The organism is Collinsella sp. CLA-ER-H11 (assembly GCF_040092445.1).
GTDB lineage: Bacteria > Actinomycetota > Coriobacteriia > Coriobacteriales > Coriobacteriaceae > Collinsella.
Genome location: NZ_JBBNLN010000017.1, coordinates 1 through 19,795, shown reverse-complemented (window position 1 = coordinate 19,795; position 19,795 = coordinate 1). Strand labels below are relative to the sequence as shown.

The 19,795-nt window shown below is 60.0% G+C and carries 14 protein-coding genes; 2 read left to right on the top strand and 12 right to left on the bottom strand.

Features of this window, described 5'->3' with window-relative positions; all coding sequences use genetic code 11:
- The first annotated feature begins 184 nt into the window (after positions 1-184).
- Both AAAX35_RS09060 and AAAX35_RS09055 read left to right on the top strand, forming a co-directional pair.
- On the top strand, positions 185-2,920 hold the full coding sequence (locus tag AAAX35_RS09060) for a sensor histidine kinase KdpD (RefSeq protein ID WP_349117393.1): 2,736 nt from the start codon (positions 185-187) through the stop codon (positions 2,918-2,920).
- Complete coding sequence (locus AAAX35_RS09055) at positions 2,913-3,617, top strand: response regulator transcription factor (RefSeq protein ID WP_349117392.1); 705 nt, start codon at positions 2,913-2,915, stop codon at positions 3,615-3,617. The genes AAAX35_RS09060 and AAAX35_RS09055 overlap by 8 nt, the downstream gene beginning before the upstream one ends.
- 103 nt (positions 3,618-3,720) lie before the next feature.
- Here the strand turns inward: AAAX35_RS09055 and AAAX35_RS09050 are convergent, their stop codons facing one another.
- From AAAX35_RS09050 to uxaC, 12 genes are all read right to left on the bottom strand, one after another.
- Entirely contained in the window at positions 3,721-4,938 is a 1,218-nt protein-coding gene (locus tag AAAX35_RS09050; protein ID WP_349117391.1) for an FAD-dependent oxidoreductase, read from the bottom strand.
- Positions 4,939-5,042: 104 nt separating this feature from the next.
- A complete protein-coding gene (locus AAAX35_RS09045) occupies positions 5,043-5,948 on the bottom strand; it encodes a sugar phosphate isomerase/epimerase family protein (RefSeq protein ID WP_349117390.1) in 906 nt (301 codons plus the stop codon).
- Between the two features lies 1 nt (position 5,949).
- Entirely contained in the window at positions 5,950-7,188 is a 1,239-nt protein-coding gene (locus AAAX35_RS09040) for a glycoside hydrolase family 88 protein (RefSeq protein WP_349117389.1), read from the bottom strand.
- 107 nt (positions 7,189-7,295) lie between these two features.
- A complete protein-coding gene (locus AAAX35_RS09035; protein ID WP_349117388.1) occupies positions 7,296-7,964 on the bottom strand; it encodes an SGNH/GDSL hydrolase family protein in 669 nt (222 codons plus the stop codon).
- Between the two features lie 47 nt (positions 7,965-8,011).
- Complete coding sequence (locus tag AAAX35_RS09030) at positions 8,012-8,752, bottom strand: hypothetical protein (RefSeq protein WP_349117387.1); 741 nt, start codon at positions 8,750-8,752, stop codon at positions 8,012-8,014.
- Positions 8,753-8,766: 14 nt separating this feature from the next.
- On the bottom strand, positions 8,767-10,200 hold the full coding sequence (locus AAAX35_RS09025; RefSeq protein WP_349117386.1) for a pectinesterase family protein: 1,434 nt from the start codon (positions 10,198-10,200) through the stop codon (positions 8,767-8,769).
- Positions 10,197-11,006 carry an alpha/beta hydrolase gene (locus tag AAAX35_RS09020; protein ID WP_349117385.1) on the bottom strand — a complete coding sequence of 270 codons (810 nt, stop codon included), beginning with the start codon at positions 11,004-11,006 and terminating at the stop codon, positions 10,197-10,199. Before AAAX35_RS09020 ends, AAAX35_RS09025 begins: the two co-directional genes overlap by 4 nt.
- 104 nt (positions 11,007-11,110) lie before the next feature.
- A complete protein-coding gene (locus tag AAAX35_RS09015; RefSeq protein ID WP_349117384.1) occupies positions 11,111-12,706 on the bottom strand; it encodes a glycoside hydrolase family 28 protein in 1,596 nt (531 codons plus the stop codon).
- A gap of 114 nt (positions 12,707-12,820) precedes the next feature.
- On the bottom strand, positions 12,821-14,380 hold the full coding sequence (locus tag AAAX35_RS09010) for an MFS transporter (protein WP_349117383.1): 1,560 nt from the start codon (positions 14,378-14,380) through the stop codon (positions 12,821-12,823).
- Positions 14,381-14,790: 410 nt separating this feature from the next.
- The gene (locus AAAX35_RS09005) at positions 14,791-16,275 is read right to left on the bottom strand and encodes an altronate dehydratase family protein (protein WP_349117382.1); all 1,485 of its coding nucleotides are present in this window, start codon (positions 16,273-16,275) and stop codon (positions 14,791-14,793) included.
- A 75-nt stretch (positions 16,276-16,350) separates the two neighbouring features.
- The gene (locus AAAX35_RS09000) at positions 16,351-17,865 is read right to left on the bottom strand and encodes a tagaturonate reductase (protein WP_349117381.1); all 1,515 of its coding nucleotides are present in this window, start codon (positions 17,863-17,865) and stop codon (positions 16,351-16,353) included.
- 95 nt (positions 17,866-17,960) lie between these two features.
- Positions 17,961-19,388 (bottom strand): glucuronate isomerase, encoded by a 1,428-nt coding sequence (gene uxaC / locus AAAX35_RS08995; protein ID WP_117778839.1) that lies wholly within the window; start codon positions 19,386-19,388, stop codon positions 17,961-17,963.
- Positions 19,389-19,795 lie beyond the last annotated feature (407 nt).

Below are 19,795 nucleotides of genomic sequence, written 5' to 3'. Positions count from 1 at the left end.
GACAGTAAACGCTTCTAGGGATTAAAGAGGCGTGAGGGCCGGGGCCCACGTCCTTAAGATGCCGTAAAGATGCAGGTAGAAAGCACTATTGCGGCTGCAGTGCGCCTATACTCGACCTCGCGAGCATACAGTGGCGTCCTCACCGCGTATGCACGCATGGACAACGCTTCAGAAAGGCTACGCTATGCAGCGCGACGCATCGGACACTCGCGTCAATCCAGACCTCATCCTCAAGGCAATTGAGAAAGACGAGGTCGCCGATGACGCTCGAACCAGCCGGGGACACCTCAAGATTTTCTTTGGCTACGCTGCCGGCGCAGGCAAAACCTATGCGATGCTTCAAGCCGCCCACGCCGCCAAGCGGCGAGGTGTTGACGTCGTCGCGGGGTACATTGAGCCGCACGAACGTCCGGCAACTGCCCATCTTGCACAAGGGCTTGAGAACGTGCCCTGTAAACTCATCGAGCACAACGGCATTGCGCTCAGCGAGTTCGATCTAGATGCGGCTATCGAACGCGCCCCTCAGCTCATCCTTGTCGACGAGCTCGCCCATACGAATGCGCCGGGGTCTCGCCACGACAAACGCTATCGAGACGTCGAGGAACTTCTACATGCGGGCATCGACGTCTATACGACCGTGAACGTTCAGCATATCGAGAGCCTAAACGACATGGTTGCATCCATCACCGGCGTTGTCGTGAGCGAACGAATCCCCGACCGTATCTTCGATGATGCCGACCAGGTCGAGCTCGTCGACATAGAGCCCGAAGACCTACTTGAGCGCCTTCGCGCCGGCCTCGTCTACCGTCCCGCGCAAGCCGCCCGAGCGCAACAGCATTTTTTTACCGTCGAGAACCTCACCGCACTCCGAGAAATCGCGCTGCGCCGCTGCGCCGATCGCACCGGCCACCTCACAGACGCCGCACGCGTGCTGGGAAACCGTGACTACTACACCAGGGAGCGTATCTTAGTCTGTGTCTCCCCGGCGCCGACCAATCCCCGCATCGTCCGTGCCGCCGCGCGCATGGCGAAAGCGTTTCGCAGCGAGCTCGTCGCCCTGTTCGTAGAGAGCCCGCACACGCAAGCCATGAGCGATAATGAGCGCACCAAGCTTGCAGCCAATATCGCCCTAGCCGAGCAGCTCGGAGCACATATGGAAACCGTCTATGGCGACGACATCGCGTTTCAGATCTCCGAGTTCGCGCGCCTGTCGGGTATTTCGAAGATCGTCATGGGGCGCACGGGCGAGCGCAGCAGCGTCCGTCAGGCCCTCTTTGGCCGCAAATCTCTCGTAGAACAGCTCATAACATTCGCCCCGAACCTCGACATTTACATCATTCCAGACCAGTCGACTCCGCCCTCCCGGCCCAAAGGACGCCGCCGTACGCTCGCCCTGCAGCCGCCCAGCAGCCGAAACGTGCTTCGCACGCTGGCCCTCTCTCTTGTCGCCACGGCGATCGGCACGGCTTTCCGCCATCTGGGATTTGCCGATTCCAGCATCATATCCCTCTATATCCTCACGGCCCTGCTGACCGCCGTCACCACGACGGGGCGTATCTGCACGATCGTATCGAGCGTGCTCTCTGTAGTGCTTTACAACTTCTGCTTCGTCACGCCTCTGTTTTCGCTCGCCAGCTACGACCGAAGCTATCTGGTCACGTTCGGCATCATGTTCGCTACCGCTATGGTCGCCGGCGAGTTAACTGCGCTCATCGCCGACAACGCCCGTACCTCCGCTGAGAACGCATTCAAAACGCGCGTACTCCTCGAAACGAACCAGCTCTTGCAGCAAGCCCATAGCGCGGAGGAGTGCGCCCGCGTCGCCATGAACCAACTCATCAAACTGCTAAAACTCGACGTGGTCTTCTACACCGCCGAACACGGCACGCTCGGCAAAGCGCTCTATGAGTCCGCTGGCACCGAAAACCGATCCGCGTCGCTGCTCACCGACTACGAGCGCGCCGTTGCAACCTGGACCTACACCAACAACAAGCGCGCGGGCGCAAGCACGCGGACCCTGCCTGAGGCGCGCTGTCTCTACCTCGCGGTTCGCACCGGCGACAAGGTATTCGGTGTCATCGGCATCGCCCTGGAGGGGCGCGAGATCGAAGCCTTCGAGCATTCGATCGTCCTATCTATCGTAGGTGAATGCGCCTTGGCGCTCGAAAGCGACCGGGCGGCGCAAGAGCGCGAAGAGGCTGCGGTCTTGGCGAAAAACGAGCAGCTGCGCGCCAACCTTTTGCGCTCCATCGGCCACGATTTGAGGACACCCCTCACGGCTATATCCGGATCTGCGGCAATCCTTCGGAAGAGCGACGAGAAGCTCAGCCTCGAACAACGCTGCGATCTTGCCGATGCCATCTACGACGACTCCCTCTGGCTTATCGATACCGTGGAAAACCTCCTCGCCATCACACGCGTCGAGGACGGCACCATTCGCCTCAACTTAACATCCGAGCTCATCGACGAGGTCATCGAGGCCGCCCTCAGCCATGTCGCCCAAGCATCGCATGGACGTGCCGTCACCATCGAGCACACTGACGACATCCTGCTGGTACGCATCGACGTCCATCTCATCATGCAGGTGCTTACGAATCTCATCATGAACGCCTTCAAATACACGCCCGAGGACTCGACTGTCACCATCAGCGCACGTCGCGAGGGTGCGTTCGTCGTGGTGGACGTCGCAGACGATGGGCCGGGTGTGGCAGACTGCGACAAACCTCATATCTTTGAGCGCTTCTTCACCTCAAGCAATACGCGGCCCGTGGATTCGCGTCGAAGCATCGGCCTTGGGCTGTCGCTCTGCCGCTCCATCGTGGAGGCGCATGGCGGCGTCATCGAAGTTCGCGACAACCACCCCCATGGGGCCGTCTTCCGTTTTACCCTGCCCGCCGAGGAGATCGAGATTCATGAATAATGCCGCTAAGCCACGCATCCTCCTGGTAGAAGATGACCTGACCGTTCAAAACCTCGTTTCGACCGCGCTTGACCTCCACGGCTATGTCGTGAGCAAGGTTTGCAACGGCCAGGCCGCCATCATGGATGCGGTGTCGCACGGCCCCAGCCTCATCATGCTCGACCTCGGCCTTCCCGACATTGACGGTATCGAGGTCATCACGAAGATCCGAAGCTGGTCGGCAGTCCCCATTATCGTCATTTCGGCGCGCACCGAAGATTCCGACAAGATTGCAGCACTTGACGCAGGGGCAGACGACTACCTCACCAAGCCCTTTTCTGTGGATGAGTTGCTCGCGCGCGTCCGTGCGAATTTGAGGCGCTCCTCGATGGCGTCGAGCGAGTCGACAGAAGCGAGCACGTTTGACAACGGTCCGCTGCATATCGACTACGCCGCGGGATACGCGACAAAAGACGGACGCGAGCTCTCGCTCACCCCAACTGAGTACAAATTGCTCGTCCTTCTGGCGAAAAACGTCGACAAGGTGCTCACCCACACTTTCATCACCCACGAGATATGGGGCACGAGCTGGGACAGCGATCTGGCGAGCCTGCGCGTGTTCATGCGCACCCTGCGCAAGAAGATCGAGGCAGACCCCTCTCACCCCAAGATGATTCAGACGCACATGGGTGTCGGGTCCCGCATGCAGCGTCTCTAGCCCACCTCACAAAAAAAGTTGCGGTGGAATACGGAGTAGATAAGGCTTTTGACAGCCAAAACAGTCCGTATTTCACCGCAACTGATGGATGGGATGGGATGGGCTAGAGACCCAGGTAGCTGGTCATGCCTTCGACGGCGAGCTTGGCGCCTGCCACGGCATGAACCACGGTGAGCGGGCCGTTAACCACGTCGCCGGCGGCAAAGACGCCAGGCACGGTGGTCATACCGTACTCGTCGACCGAAAGAAGGCCGCGATGATCGGTCTCCAGACCGCCCGTCGTAAGCACAAGCTTGTCCTTGGGCACCTGCGAAGCCGCGATCACAACTGTGTCGGCGGACACATGGTCGAGCTCCTCCTCGTAGCCCACCACGTTGTTGTCCTCGTCAAAGATAGCCGTCTCGAACACCGGACCGTTATCGTCGATGGCGCAGATCGCCTTGCCGCACACAATCTCGGCACCGTCAAGCTCGGTCAGCTCCACCTCGTCATCGATGGCCGAGATATGGCGCGATCGAGCATACACGGTGACCTTACGAGCACCCGAGCGCAGCGCCGTGCGGGCCACATCCATGGCCACGTTACCGGCACCGATGACCGCCACATTCTGTCCGATCGCCACACTCGAAGGATCAACCAGGTAATCGATACCAAACAGCACGTTGCCGCGCGACTCGCCGGGAATACCCAGTTTGCGAGCTCGCCAGGTACCGGTACCGACAAAGACCGCGTCGTAGCCGTCACGTAGCAGGTCATCGATGTGCAGTGCGCCGCCGATGGTGGTCGAGGGGCGCACGCGCACGCCAAGCGAGCACATCACGTGACGGTACTTTTGTACGAGCGCACGGGGCAGGCGGAACTCGGGGATACCGTACTCCAGCACACCGCCGATCTCGGGGCGCTGTTCAAATACCGTGACGGCACAGCCCAGCTGGGCCATCTTAATGGCCACGGTAATACCGGCGGGACCGGAACCGACCACGGCAACCTGTTTGCCGCACGACGGCGCGGGCTTCCACTCCTTACGATCCAAATACGCTGTCGAGATATAGTTCTCGATGCTCGAGAAATGCACGGGTGTGCCCTTGCGGCCCTGGATGCAAGCACCCTCGCACTGGCCCGAATGGTTGCACACCATAGAGCAGACCGCGCTCATGGGATTGTTCTGGAACAGCAGCTCGCCCGCTTCTTCTAGACGACGCTGTTTGAACAGGTCGATGACCTGCGGAATAGGCGTCTGAACCGGGCAGCCCTTAATCTGACAGAACGCCCTTTTACAACCTAGGCAACGATTCGCCTCTTCGACAATGTGGATAGCCACGCAACTCCCCTTTTTAATGCAATCCAATGGGGGCGACGATAAAGACCCTTCACCGCCGCCCCCATACAGGTAATCTCAATCTGCCGACACGGCAAAAGCCAATGCTATAACTCGCGATGAGAAGCCCCGCAGCGAGCAGACATGTGCTCGAGTGTCGCCAGGCAGTCAGCCGCCGTCGCCGGCACACTGTTCTCGACCACGCAGGGAATCCCAGGGCAGGCGGCAGCCGCCCAGGCCACTACGGGCTCAAAGTCATAGCGGCCCGTCTCGCCCACGCCATGACACACCAGGCGCGAACCCGTACCGTCGCACCATCCGGCTCCGTCCTCGTTATCAACGATCTCAAAATCCTTGGCGTGCAGCACGCGGATCTTACTGCCGCATAAGTAGAGCATGCGCGCGGTGATTTCCTGCGCTTCGTCAACGACACTGGGGTGCAGCAGCGATACCGGGTCGTAGATCACGCCGAGCGACGGGCTCGAGACGCGCTCCAGCACCTCACGGCAGCGATCCGGAGTATTAACCGTCTCGTTCCAACCGGGCTCGATCAGTATTTGCCCACCCACGGCCTCGGCGCACTCGCAGACGCGTGCGAGTCCGTCCATAAACGCATCGAGCGCCTCGTCGGTCATACGGTCGTCAGCAACGCGGTTCTGCGCATTGGGACGACCGGTCTCGGTACCAACCGGGCATCCGCCGAGCATCTGGGCAAAGTTGAGGCACGACTCGTACTCGGCAAAGTTATCCATGAGCTGTTGGCGATCGGGCGTCGCCAAATTCTTATAGCAGCCGAGCACGGCGACCGAAACGCCCGCCTCGTCGAGCACCGCACGCAAATGGTCGGCAAGCTCGCGGGTCAGGCCGCCTCGATCGATCCCCATCGATGCGTAGAGCACCTTGCTCGGCAGCTGAATGCACGAAAAGCCCAGCTCTCCCGCCATGCGGATGCGTTCCTCGACGGTCCCCTGCGGAAGGTCGTGCAAACGCACACCCGGAGTAATAGCCCCCACGTTATTCACATCCCTTATGAGCGTTGATGCCCGGGGTGTATCCGCCAAACGGGTCCTCGATAGAGCACACGCCCGAGGGAGCAAGCGGGTCATGCCTGCCGGCCAGTTTGTCGTGATGCATGGTCTCGATATAGGCAAGCACCAGCGGCGCCACGCCCTTCGCATCGTTTTTGACGATAGGCTCGCTCATGTAGTAACCAAACGTGCCCTCGCGGTGCGCGGTGTTTCCCAAGCCCGCGACCAGGCAGATGTTGTCGAGCGCCAGCTGCCCATCATGCTCGGACAGGCAGGTCTCGCAGATGCCGTCGAAGGCGCGACGGCCGTACTGGTAGTAACGCTCGCCCAGCACGCCTAGACGCACGCCCTTCATGATGGCATTGGCAAAAATCGCGCTACCAGACTCCTCCAGGTAGTTGGGGGCGATATTGGGCAGGTTGATGACCTGATGCCACATGCCGGTCTTCTCGTCCTGATACGGCAGCATGGCATCGATCAGGTCGTGGAACATCTTGCGAATCTCATCCTTCTCGGCCGACATCGAAGGCGGCATGAGCTCCCAGGTATCGATGAGTGCCATGGCAAACCAGCCCTCGGCGCGCAGCCAGAAGTTAGCCGAAAGGCCGGTGACCGGGTCGCACCAGAACTGTTTGCGGCTCGCGTCGTAAGCGTGATAGTACAGACCGTTGAGGGGGTTGCGCATCAGGTCATGCACGACCTGGAACATATGGAAGCTGTCCGAGCAGGCACGACGGTTGTGGAAGCTCAGCTCGTACTGCATGTAGAACGGCTGGGCCATATACATGCCATCGAGCCAGATCTGGTTGGGATAGACGGCCTTGTGCCAAAACACGCCTTCTTTGGTGCGCGGCTGGGTCTCGAGCTGGCGGTAGATGGTGTCCATGGCGGCACGGTACTTGGGCTTGCCCACCAGGTCATAGAGCTTGTAGAGGGTCTTGCCCGCATTGACGTTATCGAGGTTGTAATCCTGCGGGTTGTAATGCTTGATGGTACCGTCGTCCTGGACAAAGAAATCGATGTAGTCATCGGCAAAGGTCAGGTAGCGCTGCTCACCCGTGATCTCGTACAGCTCGATGAGCGCCTTGATCATGCAGCCGTCGATATAGTTCCAGGTGTTCTCCTTGCCGGCACGGAGCTTTTCGATATTCCAAGCCGGCGCCTGCGGCGTAGAGGTTTCGATCAACTGCTCGATATAACGGTCCAGGATTTGATTGCAACCCATTGCTGTCCCCTCTGACATAAACGATAGGTGAACGTTACCCCTAGTGTAACGCGAACGGGGAATATAGGGTGAACGTTAACCCTATATTCCCCGCAAACGGCAGACTTTTAGCGGCAAACGGCGGTGAGACCCGCGGCGATGCGATGCGCCAGGCGCTCATAGCCGGCAGGACTGTAATGCAGACCGTCCGGCATATAGAGCTCGCGGTGCTCCGGCAAAAACGGGCTGATGTCACTTTGCGCATACAGGTCAATCACCGGAACGGAGTAGCGGTCACAGACCTCGAGCATCGCCTTTACGTAGGCGACCTGCGTCAACCCCAGGTGATTGAGCTCATCGCTTGCCGGGATATCCTTCTCGTGCTTACCGCTCGTCTTGCACGGCGTCATAAACACAAGCTTTGCCTGGGGCGAACGCGCCGTGATGGTGCGGATCAGGTAATCGAGTGCACCATAGAACTCGTGCACATCGGTACTGCCCAACTCGCCAAGCGGCACGTTGCGGCTAAAGTCGTTGACGCCGCCAAAGACGATGTAGATATCAGCCGCATTGTCGATGCCGTCCAGGCGCTCGACAAACGAATCGCTGCGGTCGGCCTTGATGGCGATACGCGAACCCTTGATGCCAAAGTTCTCGATGACCGCACCTCCCAGCAACGCGCCCAAATGCGAGGTCCACGAGATGTCGTTGCCTCCCCCACCGCAGCCGTTGTCGCCCCAGGTCGTTGAGTCGCCAAAGCAGCAAATGGTCGATTCACTCAAGCTCTTCGTTTCCATAATCTTCTCCTCATCCGCCCATCGGCGGTCATACAGGAACGTACCGTTTATTCGCAGCATGCCGAGGGGCTATGCACGGGGGCGCATTCCGCAACGTGCGAATCGAGCCATTCGATATCCTCGGCAAGATGTGCCACGCCCAGATGGTGTTCACCCGGACACACCTCGTGCCGCAGGCCATCTCTGCGACCCAGCAACTTGTAGGCATCGCGCACGATCTCGAGCTGCTCGTCAACATTTTTCAGCCCGCGCGCACCGTTCAGATGATCCTCTTCGCAGCTCTGCACCAACAGCGGATGCGGCGCGATGAGCGAGGCAATATCGCCCATGTCGAGTAAGCGCCAAAGTCCGGGTGTGTAGTTGCAGCTGCAATTGCCATTGAGATGCAGCAACGAATCACCGACACCATACAGATAGCCCGAGACAAACGCCTTGCGCACACGCGGGTCGAGTGCGGCCAGGTACAACGTCATGTAGCCGCCACCCGAAAAACCAAAGCAACCCAAGTCATCCATGGCAATGTCGCCGCGCGCCTCCAAGTAATCGATCAAGCGCATGTTGTCCCAGACGTTGAGGCCCGCAACCGTAAGACCCAGTGGCTCGGCCATACGTGCTTGATTCAGACACGTACCGCGCAGGTAGCTGTTCTCGTCATCGCCCTGGCCCTTCCAGTCACGACGGTATCCCCAACCGCGCGCATCAGGACAGACGGTTACGTAACCCATGCGTGCCAAACGCAGACCGTAGTCGTAATTGAACTTACGCACGGCATCATCGACAGCCGGCACGCCCGCAACACCGGCTACGCTTGCAGCACCCGCTCCCTGATGGCCATGCGGGCAGATATAACAGCGTTTGAGCCCCCGCTCATCAAGCTTAGGACAAGACGCTCCAACAGGTAAAACGGCATCCACACATCGTGCTCAACCTGCAATATCGCATGGGTGCGCACGATGCCGCCGGCAACCCGCACGCGGCTGAGCTCACGAATCTCAATCGGGACGCGATCCATAAGCGAAAGGCCCAAAACATCGTACAGACGAGTCCTGGTCGCAATCTTCCATGCCTCAAAATCTGCAGGAGTCTTGCCCGTAAAAGCAGCCGAACGTCCCTCGCGCTTCAGCCGGGCACGCAGCGCAGGCTCGTCTTCGCAGTACGTCTCGATGTGCACGGTGCGGCCATTGGCAGATAGCCCAGCCGTCTCCACCGCATCACCGTCGCCGCCCTCGGGATCCCAGCCGTCCGCACCGGCAAGCACCTGTTCGCGGGCGTACCCGGCGGCAGCCATCACATCGAGTTTATTTGCCCACGGCACCCAGTCGGTAGTATCACCCGCCGGCCCATGCAGGATTGCGCCAGCATACTGCGCGCAGCTGTGCGCCGCCGGCTTATTCCAATCCCACCAGCCTTCGCGCTTGATATGTCGTCCCAGCCAGCAATCGATCAGCGCAGTTTGTGCCCATTCGCGCCAAGGACGGCCCAGGTAGACCGAATCCGGTGCCACGCCATCCGGAGCTGTAAACGAACAACCATGAAACACAAATCCGTACGGCTCGCCTTTAGGCGTGGAGGCTGCCGTTACATACCCGTTGACATCCATATCGCGGTTGAGCGAGCGAATCTCGCACCCCTCAAAGTAGGCACGCGCGCCGCCAAAGATAAAGTCGACATCGCCCTCGATCCGGCAACGTCGGAAATATTGGCGCCCCACCCGGCGCGGCGCATACTGTTTGGGTCCTATGAACCCGCCCGGTTTGACCTCATGCGGCGGCAGCGGACCCAAAAACAGTGTGTCCTGGTGCCCCTTAATGCAGCAGGCATCGACAACCAGACGGTCGCCATCGGCATACAGGGCAATCGCCTGACCGACCTCGCGCCCATCGCCGGCATCATTTACGATCGTTAGGTTCTCGAGCCGCACGTCGTCGGCATCGACCAAAACGGTATAGGTCCTAAAGGTGCCGAGCATTCCGTCGATGCCCGATCCGTCCCCCGAGGGCATCTTGGCGCCCAAGCCGCCCACGATACGCACGCTATCGGCCGTCTCTCCCTCAATCGTCACATGCGAGCGATGAATCTCGACCCGCTCGCGATACTCGCCCGGATCGACGCGAATCATCACCGGTTGCTCGGCATCCGGATAGAGCTGATCGGCTGCCGCCAAGGCATCGGAAATCGTTGGATACACTCCTGCCGCAGCCCTCGAAACGCGCAGCGTATAGATACTTTCGCTCATCGTCCATCACGCTCCCAGGAAGCGAACTGCTCAGGCCAGCCCTGAACTTGTGGCTGAACATGCTCGGCGCAGCCCTTAAATGCCGTTAGGGCCGTGGCGAGCGATGCCCCATGCTTTCCATGCGGAAAGACATGTAGGCTAAAGCCAATCCCGTGGTCGGCAAGAGCCTGCGCAAGAAGGAGGCTATTTTGAACTGGCACCGATGCATCCTCGGCGGTATGCCACAAGAACGTACGGGGGAAGCCCTCGCCCACCATATTCTCGATCGACAACTTTTGGGCCAAAACGTCATCGGCACCCGTTAGGTGTTCAAACGAGCCACGATGGGCATAGGCCCCCGAGCTTACGACCGGATAGCCCAAGCAAAGTGCGTCAGGCCGAATCGACTCAGGCGATGTCGCAATCGACTCTGCAAGCCAAGGTTTGTCCCAAAGCGCCCCGAGCAAGCCAACCAGGTGTCCACCCGCCGAAAAACCCATGACCGTAATTCGATTGGGATCGACGCAAAACTCCGTCGCATGGCTTCGAACGGTATCGACCGTTCGCGCGAGTTCTTGCAATGCCAGCGGATAGACAGCCGGAGCAACCGAGTAGTTCAACACAAACGCTTGGTAGCCCATTGCCAGCAAACGGAGCGCTACCGGCTCGCCTTCGCGCGGCGAAACATGGTCGTAGCCGCCTCCTGGCACGACCACAACTGCAGGCAGCGGTTTTAAAGCATAAGCATCTTCGGTCGGGGCAAACACATAAGACGTAATCGTGGCAGACGAGCCATCGACCCCGACAGGAATCGTTTTATTGAGCATGCATTCCCTTTCACCATGATGCGCAGCGCAGCGCACACGGCCGTATCGCATAAAGGCTGCATTGCCGATCTATCCGACAATGCAGCCCTGGCCATCAACCCGAGTTAGGAACGGACGACCTTGTCGACGTTCTGGAGCTGCAGCTCCTCGCCGTCCTGACCCTCAATCACCACGTTTTGCAGGTCGAGGACTTTCACGTTCTGCGCGATGATGCCCTGGCGCACCATCGGCTCCACGCCACAGGCCATGGCCGGCACAAAGGGCTCGGCATCAGCGGCAAAGGTCACATGGACATCCTGGAACGTCAGGCGCGTCACCTTGCTCTCGGGCAGTCCCGTGATATAGGCCGCGGCCGCGTGGCAGTTGGTGGCCTCGATGTCGCGGAACGTCGTGGCGCCAAAGCCGGGCGTACGGTCGTCGACGGGCAGTGCCTCGCGGCTCTGAACGTAGTCGGTCTTGCCGTCCTTGTCGCAGAAGTAGAACGAATTGACCACGAAAGGCGTGAGCACCTCATCCATGCGAATGTGCTCGAAGGTGATACCCACGTTGACGGCGTCCTTGCCGCGGCCGCGGCGGGTCTTGACGCGCAGGCCACGGTCGGTGCGCTCAAAGAGGCACTTGCTCACGGTAAGGTCCTTGATGCCGCCGGCAGCCTCGGATCCCAGCACCACGGCGCCGTGGCCATCGTGCATGTAGCAGTGCGAGACGAGCATATCGTGCGTAGCGGGACGAAGCTCGGGCTCGATGCCCAGCTTGCCGCTCTTGATGGCGATACAGTCATCGCCCACCGAGAACTGGCAACCCAGGACGCGAACAAAACCGCAGCTCTCGGGATCGAAGCCATCGGTGTTGTGGGAGTTCTTGGGACCTTCGATTGACAGGCAGAGCGCATCGACGTGCTCGCACAAGACGGGATGGATGTTCCACGCCGGGCTGTTGCGGACGGTAAAGCCGGCAAGGCTCACGTTTTCGCACTCGGACAGGAAGATCATGCGCGGGCGGGCGACCTCGCGGCCCTCCTCGGGGCGGAAGATATTCTTAAAGTCCTTGTTCCACCAGTTATCCTCGGCAAAATCGGTCTGGCCGTCGATGGCGCCGCGGCCATAGATGCACACGTCGTGCACGCTCAGACCCGTAAAGGTCGAGCAATAGGTCGAAAAGCTCTCGCCCTCCCAGCGGCCCAGGGGCAGCATATCGGTGCCGGCATACCCGGTGCCCTTGTCACCCGTGACCGTGCCCGGAATGTAGGCAAGCGCCGCGCGGTCGTGACGGGCCAGCAGCACCGCGCCCTCCGCAAGCTCGATGTTGATATTGCTCTTAAGGAAGAGGGACTTGATGCGGTAGTTACCGGCGGGAATCAACACGCGCCCGCCCTTGGGGCAAGCCATGATGGCAGCCTGGATATTGGTGGTGTCATCGTGCTCGGCATCGCCTTTAGCGCCGCAGTCGCGAACGTTGATGGTAAAGGGCTCCGCGGGCGTGGTGACGCCCACACTCAGCTCACGCTCGCCGCAGACAAAGCGGACGAGGTTGCGCTTGCCGGGAACCAGGCCGTCAACATAGGTCTCGACCGTATTCGTGGTACCGACGGGCTCATCGTTGACAAAGATCTCCCACGTATCGGCACAGGTAAAGTAGCCACCGTCGTCGAGCTCGATAACGGCCGCGCGGGCGTTACGCCAGATAACGTTCGTCTCCATGGGTCTCTCCCTCAAATGTAATCAGAAGTTCATACTACTCGTTTTTAAAAAAGGGCCGCACCCGCCGGTTGATCTCCGGTGGCACGGCCCTGTGATTTGGACGATGCGCCTGCCCTACTCGGCGGGGATTACGCTGCCGTCCTGGAAGCCAACGTTGTTGTGAGCGAAGCAGTCCTCGTACTTGAAGCCGGAGAGCTCCTCGCAAAGAGCCTTGACCTCGGGCTGGACGTCGGCCATCTTGCCACCCTCCTTGACACGGCGGATCTCGTCGCAAAGGATGTCGCACTGCTCCTTGTCGATCTTGATGCCGCGGGCAAGGACAGCCGCGAGCAGGAAGAAGCCGGCGCAGCCGATGAGCATGTAGCCGCAGATGTACAGAGGCACGGTGGCGGGCTGGGTTACGGCGTCGCTGTTGCCGGCGGTCTGAATGAAGCCGGAGGCAGCAAGGACGATAGCCCATGCGTTGACGGCGATAGCCTGGGCGATCTGCTGGCAGAGCTGCTGAGCGGAGCTGTAGATGCCCTCGCGACGACGCAGGGTGATGAGCTCATCGACATCGGGGATGTAGTTGAGCAGAACATCGGGCAGGTACTGGAAACCAACGTAGAAGAACTTCCAGATGGCGAAGATGATGGGGTAGGCAATCATGGCGATGGCGACCGTGGAGGTGCCGTTAATCTGACCAAAGGCGAAGTAGTTGTAGGCGATGATGCACGCAGCGCAACCGACGTTGGCCAGGTACCAAGACTTGTGGAAGCCCTTCTTGGCCATGAGGGCAACCCAGATGGCGGTGCAGACGATAGCGACGACCTTGCCGGGCATCTCCATCACGGACTCATAGGACTTAGGAATCTGCAGGCAGTAGACGATGAAGAAGGACAGGCAGGCAGACCAGCAGGCAGCAGCGAGCTTCGTGGAGACCTGTGCATACAGGACCTTGCGGAAGGACTTGTTGCGGAAGGTAGAGACAACGTCGATGAAGAACTTCTTGATACCCTCGCCGACGCTCTCGATCTTCTCCTGAGCCACCTCCTCGGGGGTGTGCTCCCACGTGGACAGGTACACGCACAGCAGCGAGATCGCCATGACCGAAGCGTTGACCGTAGCGATGATGAAGTAGCTGAACGGGTTGGTCTCGCCGAAGGTGCCAAAGCCAAAGCCGACGAGTGCTGCCATCAGGAAGCCGGCGGCGTTACCAAAGAGATGCTTGTAGCCGGTGAGGTACGTACGCTCCTTGAAGTCGTCGGTCATCTCAATGGTAAGCGGCGACAGGTTGGCGGTGCAGAACGTATACGCGACGTTGTAGATCAGGTACAGCACAAAGTAGTACGGGAAACCAAACGGCGTAGCCACAAAGATGAGCGGCTCGGCGACCATCATCGGGATTGCCAGCAAGATCCAGAAACGGCGGCGGCCAAAGATACGGCCGATCTTGGTAGCGTAGAAGTTATCGGCCACAAAGCCCATGAGCGGGCACAGAATGGCGTTGAGATAGATGGCGAACGAGCTGATCAGCGCAGCCTCGCCTGCGGACAGACCGCACTCCGTGGACAGGAACAGCACCATGTAGCTGTGCGTAAAGGTCAGGGCACCAGAGTTGAGCATGCCGCCCATACCAAAGCCCAAGCGCGTCCAGAATGTGATCTTGCGCTTTTTACCGATCTTGTTAGTCATCGAGCTCCCTCTCTTTTCTCGATTGTCTTGGAACAAGACATTGGAGTCCATACCGACGTCTGTCTGCATGCCGTTCAGGGTGAACGTTTAGCTAGATTATGCGCGATTGCTTATAATAGGTGAACGTTCACTTGTATATTATCCTTGAACGGTCGTTTTTTGCCGTTGAACGGACCTGAAAATGAAAAGATCCCTGCATTTTTGATTATTAAGTCGATTCAGCACCACGCAACCACTAGGTGAACGTTCATTGTTCTCTGGAGATGAGGGAGGTGCCGGGCGCCCTTCCCCAAAAAAGCCGTGCACGACAACGCAACGAGAAACGAAAAACGACCCCGCCGAGAATGTCCTCAGCGGGGTCGTCCGGTCTTTGCAACAGCTTGCCCGATCACGCGCTCAACGTGTCATCGCTACAGGCAGACGCCGTCCTTCCAGATGCTGATCTCGTGACAGCCGCGACGCTCGGCGCTGGTAAGCTTGCCGCTCGCCGTGTCCAGCACCAGCTGATACAGATCGCCGGCAGCCTCATCGAGCGTACGCTCGCCCGTAGCCACCACACCGGCGTTAAAGTCCATCCAGTTGGCCTTGTGGTCGCACAGGCGCTGGTTGGTGAACACCTTGAGCGTAGGCGCCGGCGCACCAAACGGCGTGCCGCGGCCGGTCGAGAACAGGATCACGTGGCAGCCGGCAGCCGTCAGGGCCGTGGTGGATACCATGTCGTTGCCCGGACCGCACAACATGTTCAGACCATGCTTGGTAGCCTGACCGGCGTACGGCAGCACGTCGACGATGGGGGCAGATCCGCCCTTTTGCACGCAGCCGCAGCTCTTGTCCTCGAGCGTGGTAATGCCGCCGTCCTTGTTGCCGGGGCTCGGGTTCTCGTAGACGACCTCGCCATGGCTAATAAAGTAATCCTTAAAGCCGTTGAGCATGTCGGAGGCGGCGTTAAACACCTGCTCGTCCTCGCAGCGATCGAGCAGAATGCTCTCGGCGCCAAACATCTCGGGCACCTCGGTGAGCACCGATGTGCCACCGCGGGCTACGACCATATCGCTCACGCGACCGATCGTGGGGTTGGCGGTAATGCCCGAAAGACCGTCAGAGCCACCGCACTTAAGGCCAATGACCAGTTCGGAGGCGGGAATGGGCTCACGCTTGGCCCGCTTGGCCAGGTCGGCCAGCTCGGACAGGATCTTGTGGCCCTCGACCTGCTCGTCGGCTACATTCTGGCAGGTGAGGAAGCGAACGCGCTCGTGATCGAAGTCACCGAGCTCGTCAAGCACCTGCTGGTGCGTGCAGTTTTCGCAACCGAGCGATAGGAACAGCACACCCGCAGCGTTTGCGTGACGCGAAAGCGCCACCAGCAGACGGCGTGTCTGGGCGTGGTCGGCGCCGGTCTGGGAGCAGCCAAAGGGATGCGGGAAGTAGTAAACGCCCTCCAGCGAACCCTCGACCAGATCCTGAGCCTGCTCGCACATGGCGCGCGCGACCTCGTTGACGCAGCCGACCGTGGGGATAATCCACAGCTCGTTGCGCGTGGCGGCGCGACCGTCGGCGCGACGGAAGCCCATAAAGGTCTCGGGCTCAACCGGCTCAACAACCGGATGCGTCGGGTTGTAAGCGTACTCGACCTCGCCCGAAAGGTTGGTCTTGACGTTATGCGTATGAAGCCACTGACCGGGCTGGATGTCGCCCGTCACGTGGCCGATAGGAAGACCGTACTTGACGACGTCCTCCCCCGCCGCAATGGCACGCACGGCCATCTTGTGGCCCTGCGGAATATTCTCCGCGGCAACGACCTCGCCCACCCCGGGAACCGCGACGGCGGCACCCTTGGCAAGCGGCGACAGCGCGACGATCACGTTATCGGCCGGATTGATCTGGATAGTGTTCATTACAAATGGTCCTAACCCTACAGGTTGAGCAGAAGTCGAGGCGCGGGCAAGCCGCCTGGCGCCCGCACCGGGAATTTACGCCTGAGCGTTGGCGAAGGCCTGCTTGGCGCCCTCGACACGCACGACGGCGAGTGTGCTGACGACGAACTCCTCAAGACCGGCGATCTTCGTAAGGTCCTCGCCCCACATTTGCTCATTGGTGAGCACGTCGTGCACCAGCTCGGCATCGTCTGTACCGGCGTGGGCGGCGTAGAAATCGAGCACGAAGGCATCGTCCTGAGCGGTGTACTCGGTGCCGTCGGCGCGGCGCAGGTGCAGGCCATCGCCCTCGCGAGCAACGAGCTCCTGAGTATAGAAGGCAATGAGCGTAGCGAGGCTCGTCGCCAGGCACTTGGGCAGGTTGCCGGTCTCGGCAACATAGTCCTTGAGCGTGGGCAGGTCGCGAGCACGCCATTTGGCGGTGGAGTTGAGGCAAATGGAGAGCAGCGCATGGTCGATAAACGGGTTGTCGAAGCGGTTCTCGACGGCGGCAGCAAAGGCCTTGCAGTCCTCGACGTCCAGGTCGGCGGCAAGCGTCGGGATGACCTCGTCGTAGAGCATGGTGTTCATGAAGCCGCGGACGGTCTCGTCGTGCATGCAATCGCGCACGATGTCAAAGCCGGCAACCCAGGAGCCCGGAACAAAGGCAGTGTGGGCGCCGTTGAGGATGCGGACCTTGCGCTTCTTGTACGGGGTGACATCGGGGGTCACAAAGACGCCCGGCAGGCCGGCCTTTACGAAGGGAAGCTTCTCGGCAAGCGACTCGTCGCCCTGGATGCCCCACATCTGGAAGGGCTCGCGCACGGCCAGGAAGGGATCCTCGTAGCCCAGGCGCTCGGCCACGGCAGCGGCCTCCTTGGGGTCGCGGATACGACCCGGGACGATGGTGTCGACGAGCGTGGTGCAGACGGTGCAGTCGTTGGCCATCCACTGCGAAAACTCGTCCTCCCAGCCCCAGTCGCTCACGTACTGGTTCATGATGCGCAGCAGCTCCTCGCCGTTGTGATCGATGAGCTCGCAGGCGAGTACGATGACGCCCGGCTTGCCGGCAGCCCAGCGGGTGTGGAGCACCTGGGCAAGCTTGGCGGGGAAGCTCGCGGGCGGCATGTCGTCGGCCTTGCAGGACGGGTCGTAGGCGATACCGGCCTCGGTGGTGTTGGAGACGATGATCTCCAGGTCGTCGGAGACGGCAACCTCCATCATGGCGCGGTAGTCGTCCTCGCGATACGGATTGAGGCAGCGGCTGCAGGCGCTGATCACGCGGGACTCGTCAACCGTGTTGCCGTTCTCCTTGCCGCGCACCAGCACGGTGTACAGGTCGTCCTGGGCATTGATGCCGTCGGCAAAGCCAAAGGCGCCGCTGATGGGCTGCACCATGACAACCTTGCCGTTCCAGCCGGTTGCCTCGTTGCCCATGTCAAAGAAGCGGTCGACGAAGGCGCGCAGGAAATTGCCCTCGCCAAACTGCAGAACCTTCTCGGGCGCGTCCTTGGGCAGCAGGTAGCCCTTGTAGCCGATCTTCTTGAGCGTCTCGTAGCTGATGTTCTCCATCTATGTGTCTCCTTAGGCGTTTGTTAGCGTGCAAGCAAAACGGAGCGCCGCGTGTGGCAACGGCGCTCCCGGGTTCAGTGTGATTCGATGCGGGTTTAGGCCTCGACGGTATCCAGGTCAAAGCCAAAGTAGCGAACCGCGTTGTTGTAGCTGATGTCGCGCACGATGGCTCCCAGCAGCTCCATGTCGGCCGGATACTTGCCCTGCTCGACCCACTCGCCGATCACGCCGCACAGCACGCGACGGAAGTACTCGTGACGCGGGTAGGACAGGAAGGAGCGGGAATCGGTAAGCATGCCCACAAAGTTGCCCAGCACGCCCTCGTTAGCCAGAGCCGTGAGCTGCTCGCGCATACCGACCTCGTTGTCGTTGAACCACCAGGCAGAGCCGTTCTGGATCTTGCCTGCGGTCGGAGCCTCCTGGAAGCAGCCCATCACGGTATCAATCATGGTGTTGTCGATGGGGTTCAGGCTGTACAGAATGGTCTTGGGCAGACCCGTGGACTCCTGGATGGAGTTGAGGAAATCGGCCAGCTGGTCGGACGGCGTGTAGTTGGAGATGCAATCGTAGCCGGTGTCGGGACCGAGCTTGGCGAACATAGCGCGGTTGTTGTCACGCTTGCAGCCAAAGTGCAGCTGCATGGCCCAGCCAAGGCGGACATACTCGCCGGCGACGAACTGCATAAAGGCCGTCTTGTACTTGAGGACCTCGTCCTCGGTAAGCGGCTCGGCGGCAAGGCCCTTGGCAAAGATAGTCTCGATCTCGTCGGCGGTAGCCGGAACGTACATAACGTAGTCGAGCGCGTGGTCGGAAGCGCGGCAGCCCAGCTCGTGGGCGACATCGTAGCGCTTGGAGATGGCGGCCTTCATGCCCTCGAAGTCGCTGATCTCAACGCCGGCAACCTCGGAGAGATGCTTGCAGTAGTCGGCGAACTCCTGGCCACGCTCGATGCGCAGGGCGGCATCGGGGCGCATGGCGGGAACGACCTGAACGTCAAAACTGTCGTCGGCGGCAATCTTTTTGTGCCACTCAAAGCTGTCGGCGGGGTCGTCGGTAGTGCAGATCATGCGGACGTTGGACTGCTTGATCAGGTTACGGCAGGTAAAGCTGGCCTCAGCGAGCTTGGCGTTGGCAAGGTCCCAGACCTCCTGAGCGGTTTTGCCGTTTAGGACGCCCTCGTAGCCAAAGTAACGCTTAAGCTCCAGGTGGCTCCACTCAAAGACGGGGTTGCCCACACAACGGCCCAGGGTCTCGGCCCACTTCTGGAACTTCTCACGAGCAGGGGCATCGCCGGTAATGAAGCGCTCATCAACGCCGTTTGCACGCATCAGGCGCCACTTGTAGTGGTCACCGCCCAGCCAAACCTCGGTGATGTTCTCAAAACGCTTGTCGTCCCAAATCTCCTTGGGAGAAATGTGGCAGTGGTAGTCGACGATGGGCATGCCCTCGGCAAAGTTGTGGAACAGCTCCTCGCCGGTCTTGGTGCTCAGCAGGAAATCCTGATCGTCCATGAAGTTTTTCATCAAACAACCCCTTTGTTGGCGGAGCGGGCGCACGATGCGCTCGTTATCCTCTAGGTGAACGTTCACTATACTAATTCATTGCGACTTAAAAGGTGAACGTTCACCTAACCACCATGGGGTGAACGGTCGATTTTGACCGTTCAACGGTTACTAGAGCCGTGACTTGTATGTATTGTGAATTGGCAGGCGTCCCCGAATGCCGAACTTGAGCGCTTTTGGCCAGGTGGGTCATGTTCCGCCATGCATTTTTGGGAGTATTCAACATCGAAGCGCACCACGCACGGTAGCGCACAGAGATGTGGTGTAAGAGGCGGGGCATGCCCCGCCTCCGCCCTTTCAAGAAAGGACGGGGACACCGCCTAGAATTCGTCGTTGGAGTAATGAAGGTGACGAATGGAAGGAAAGGC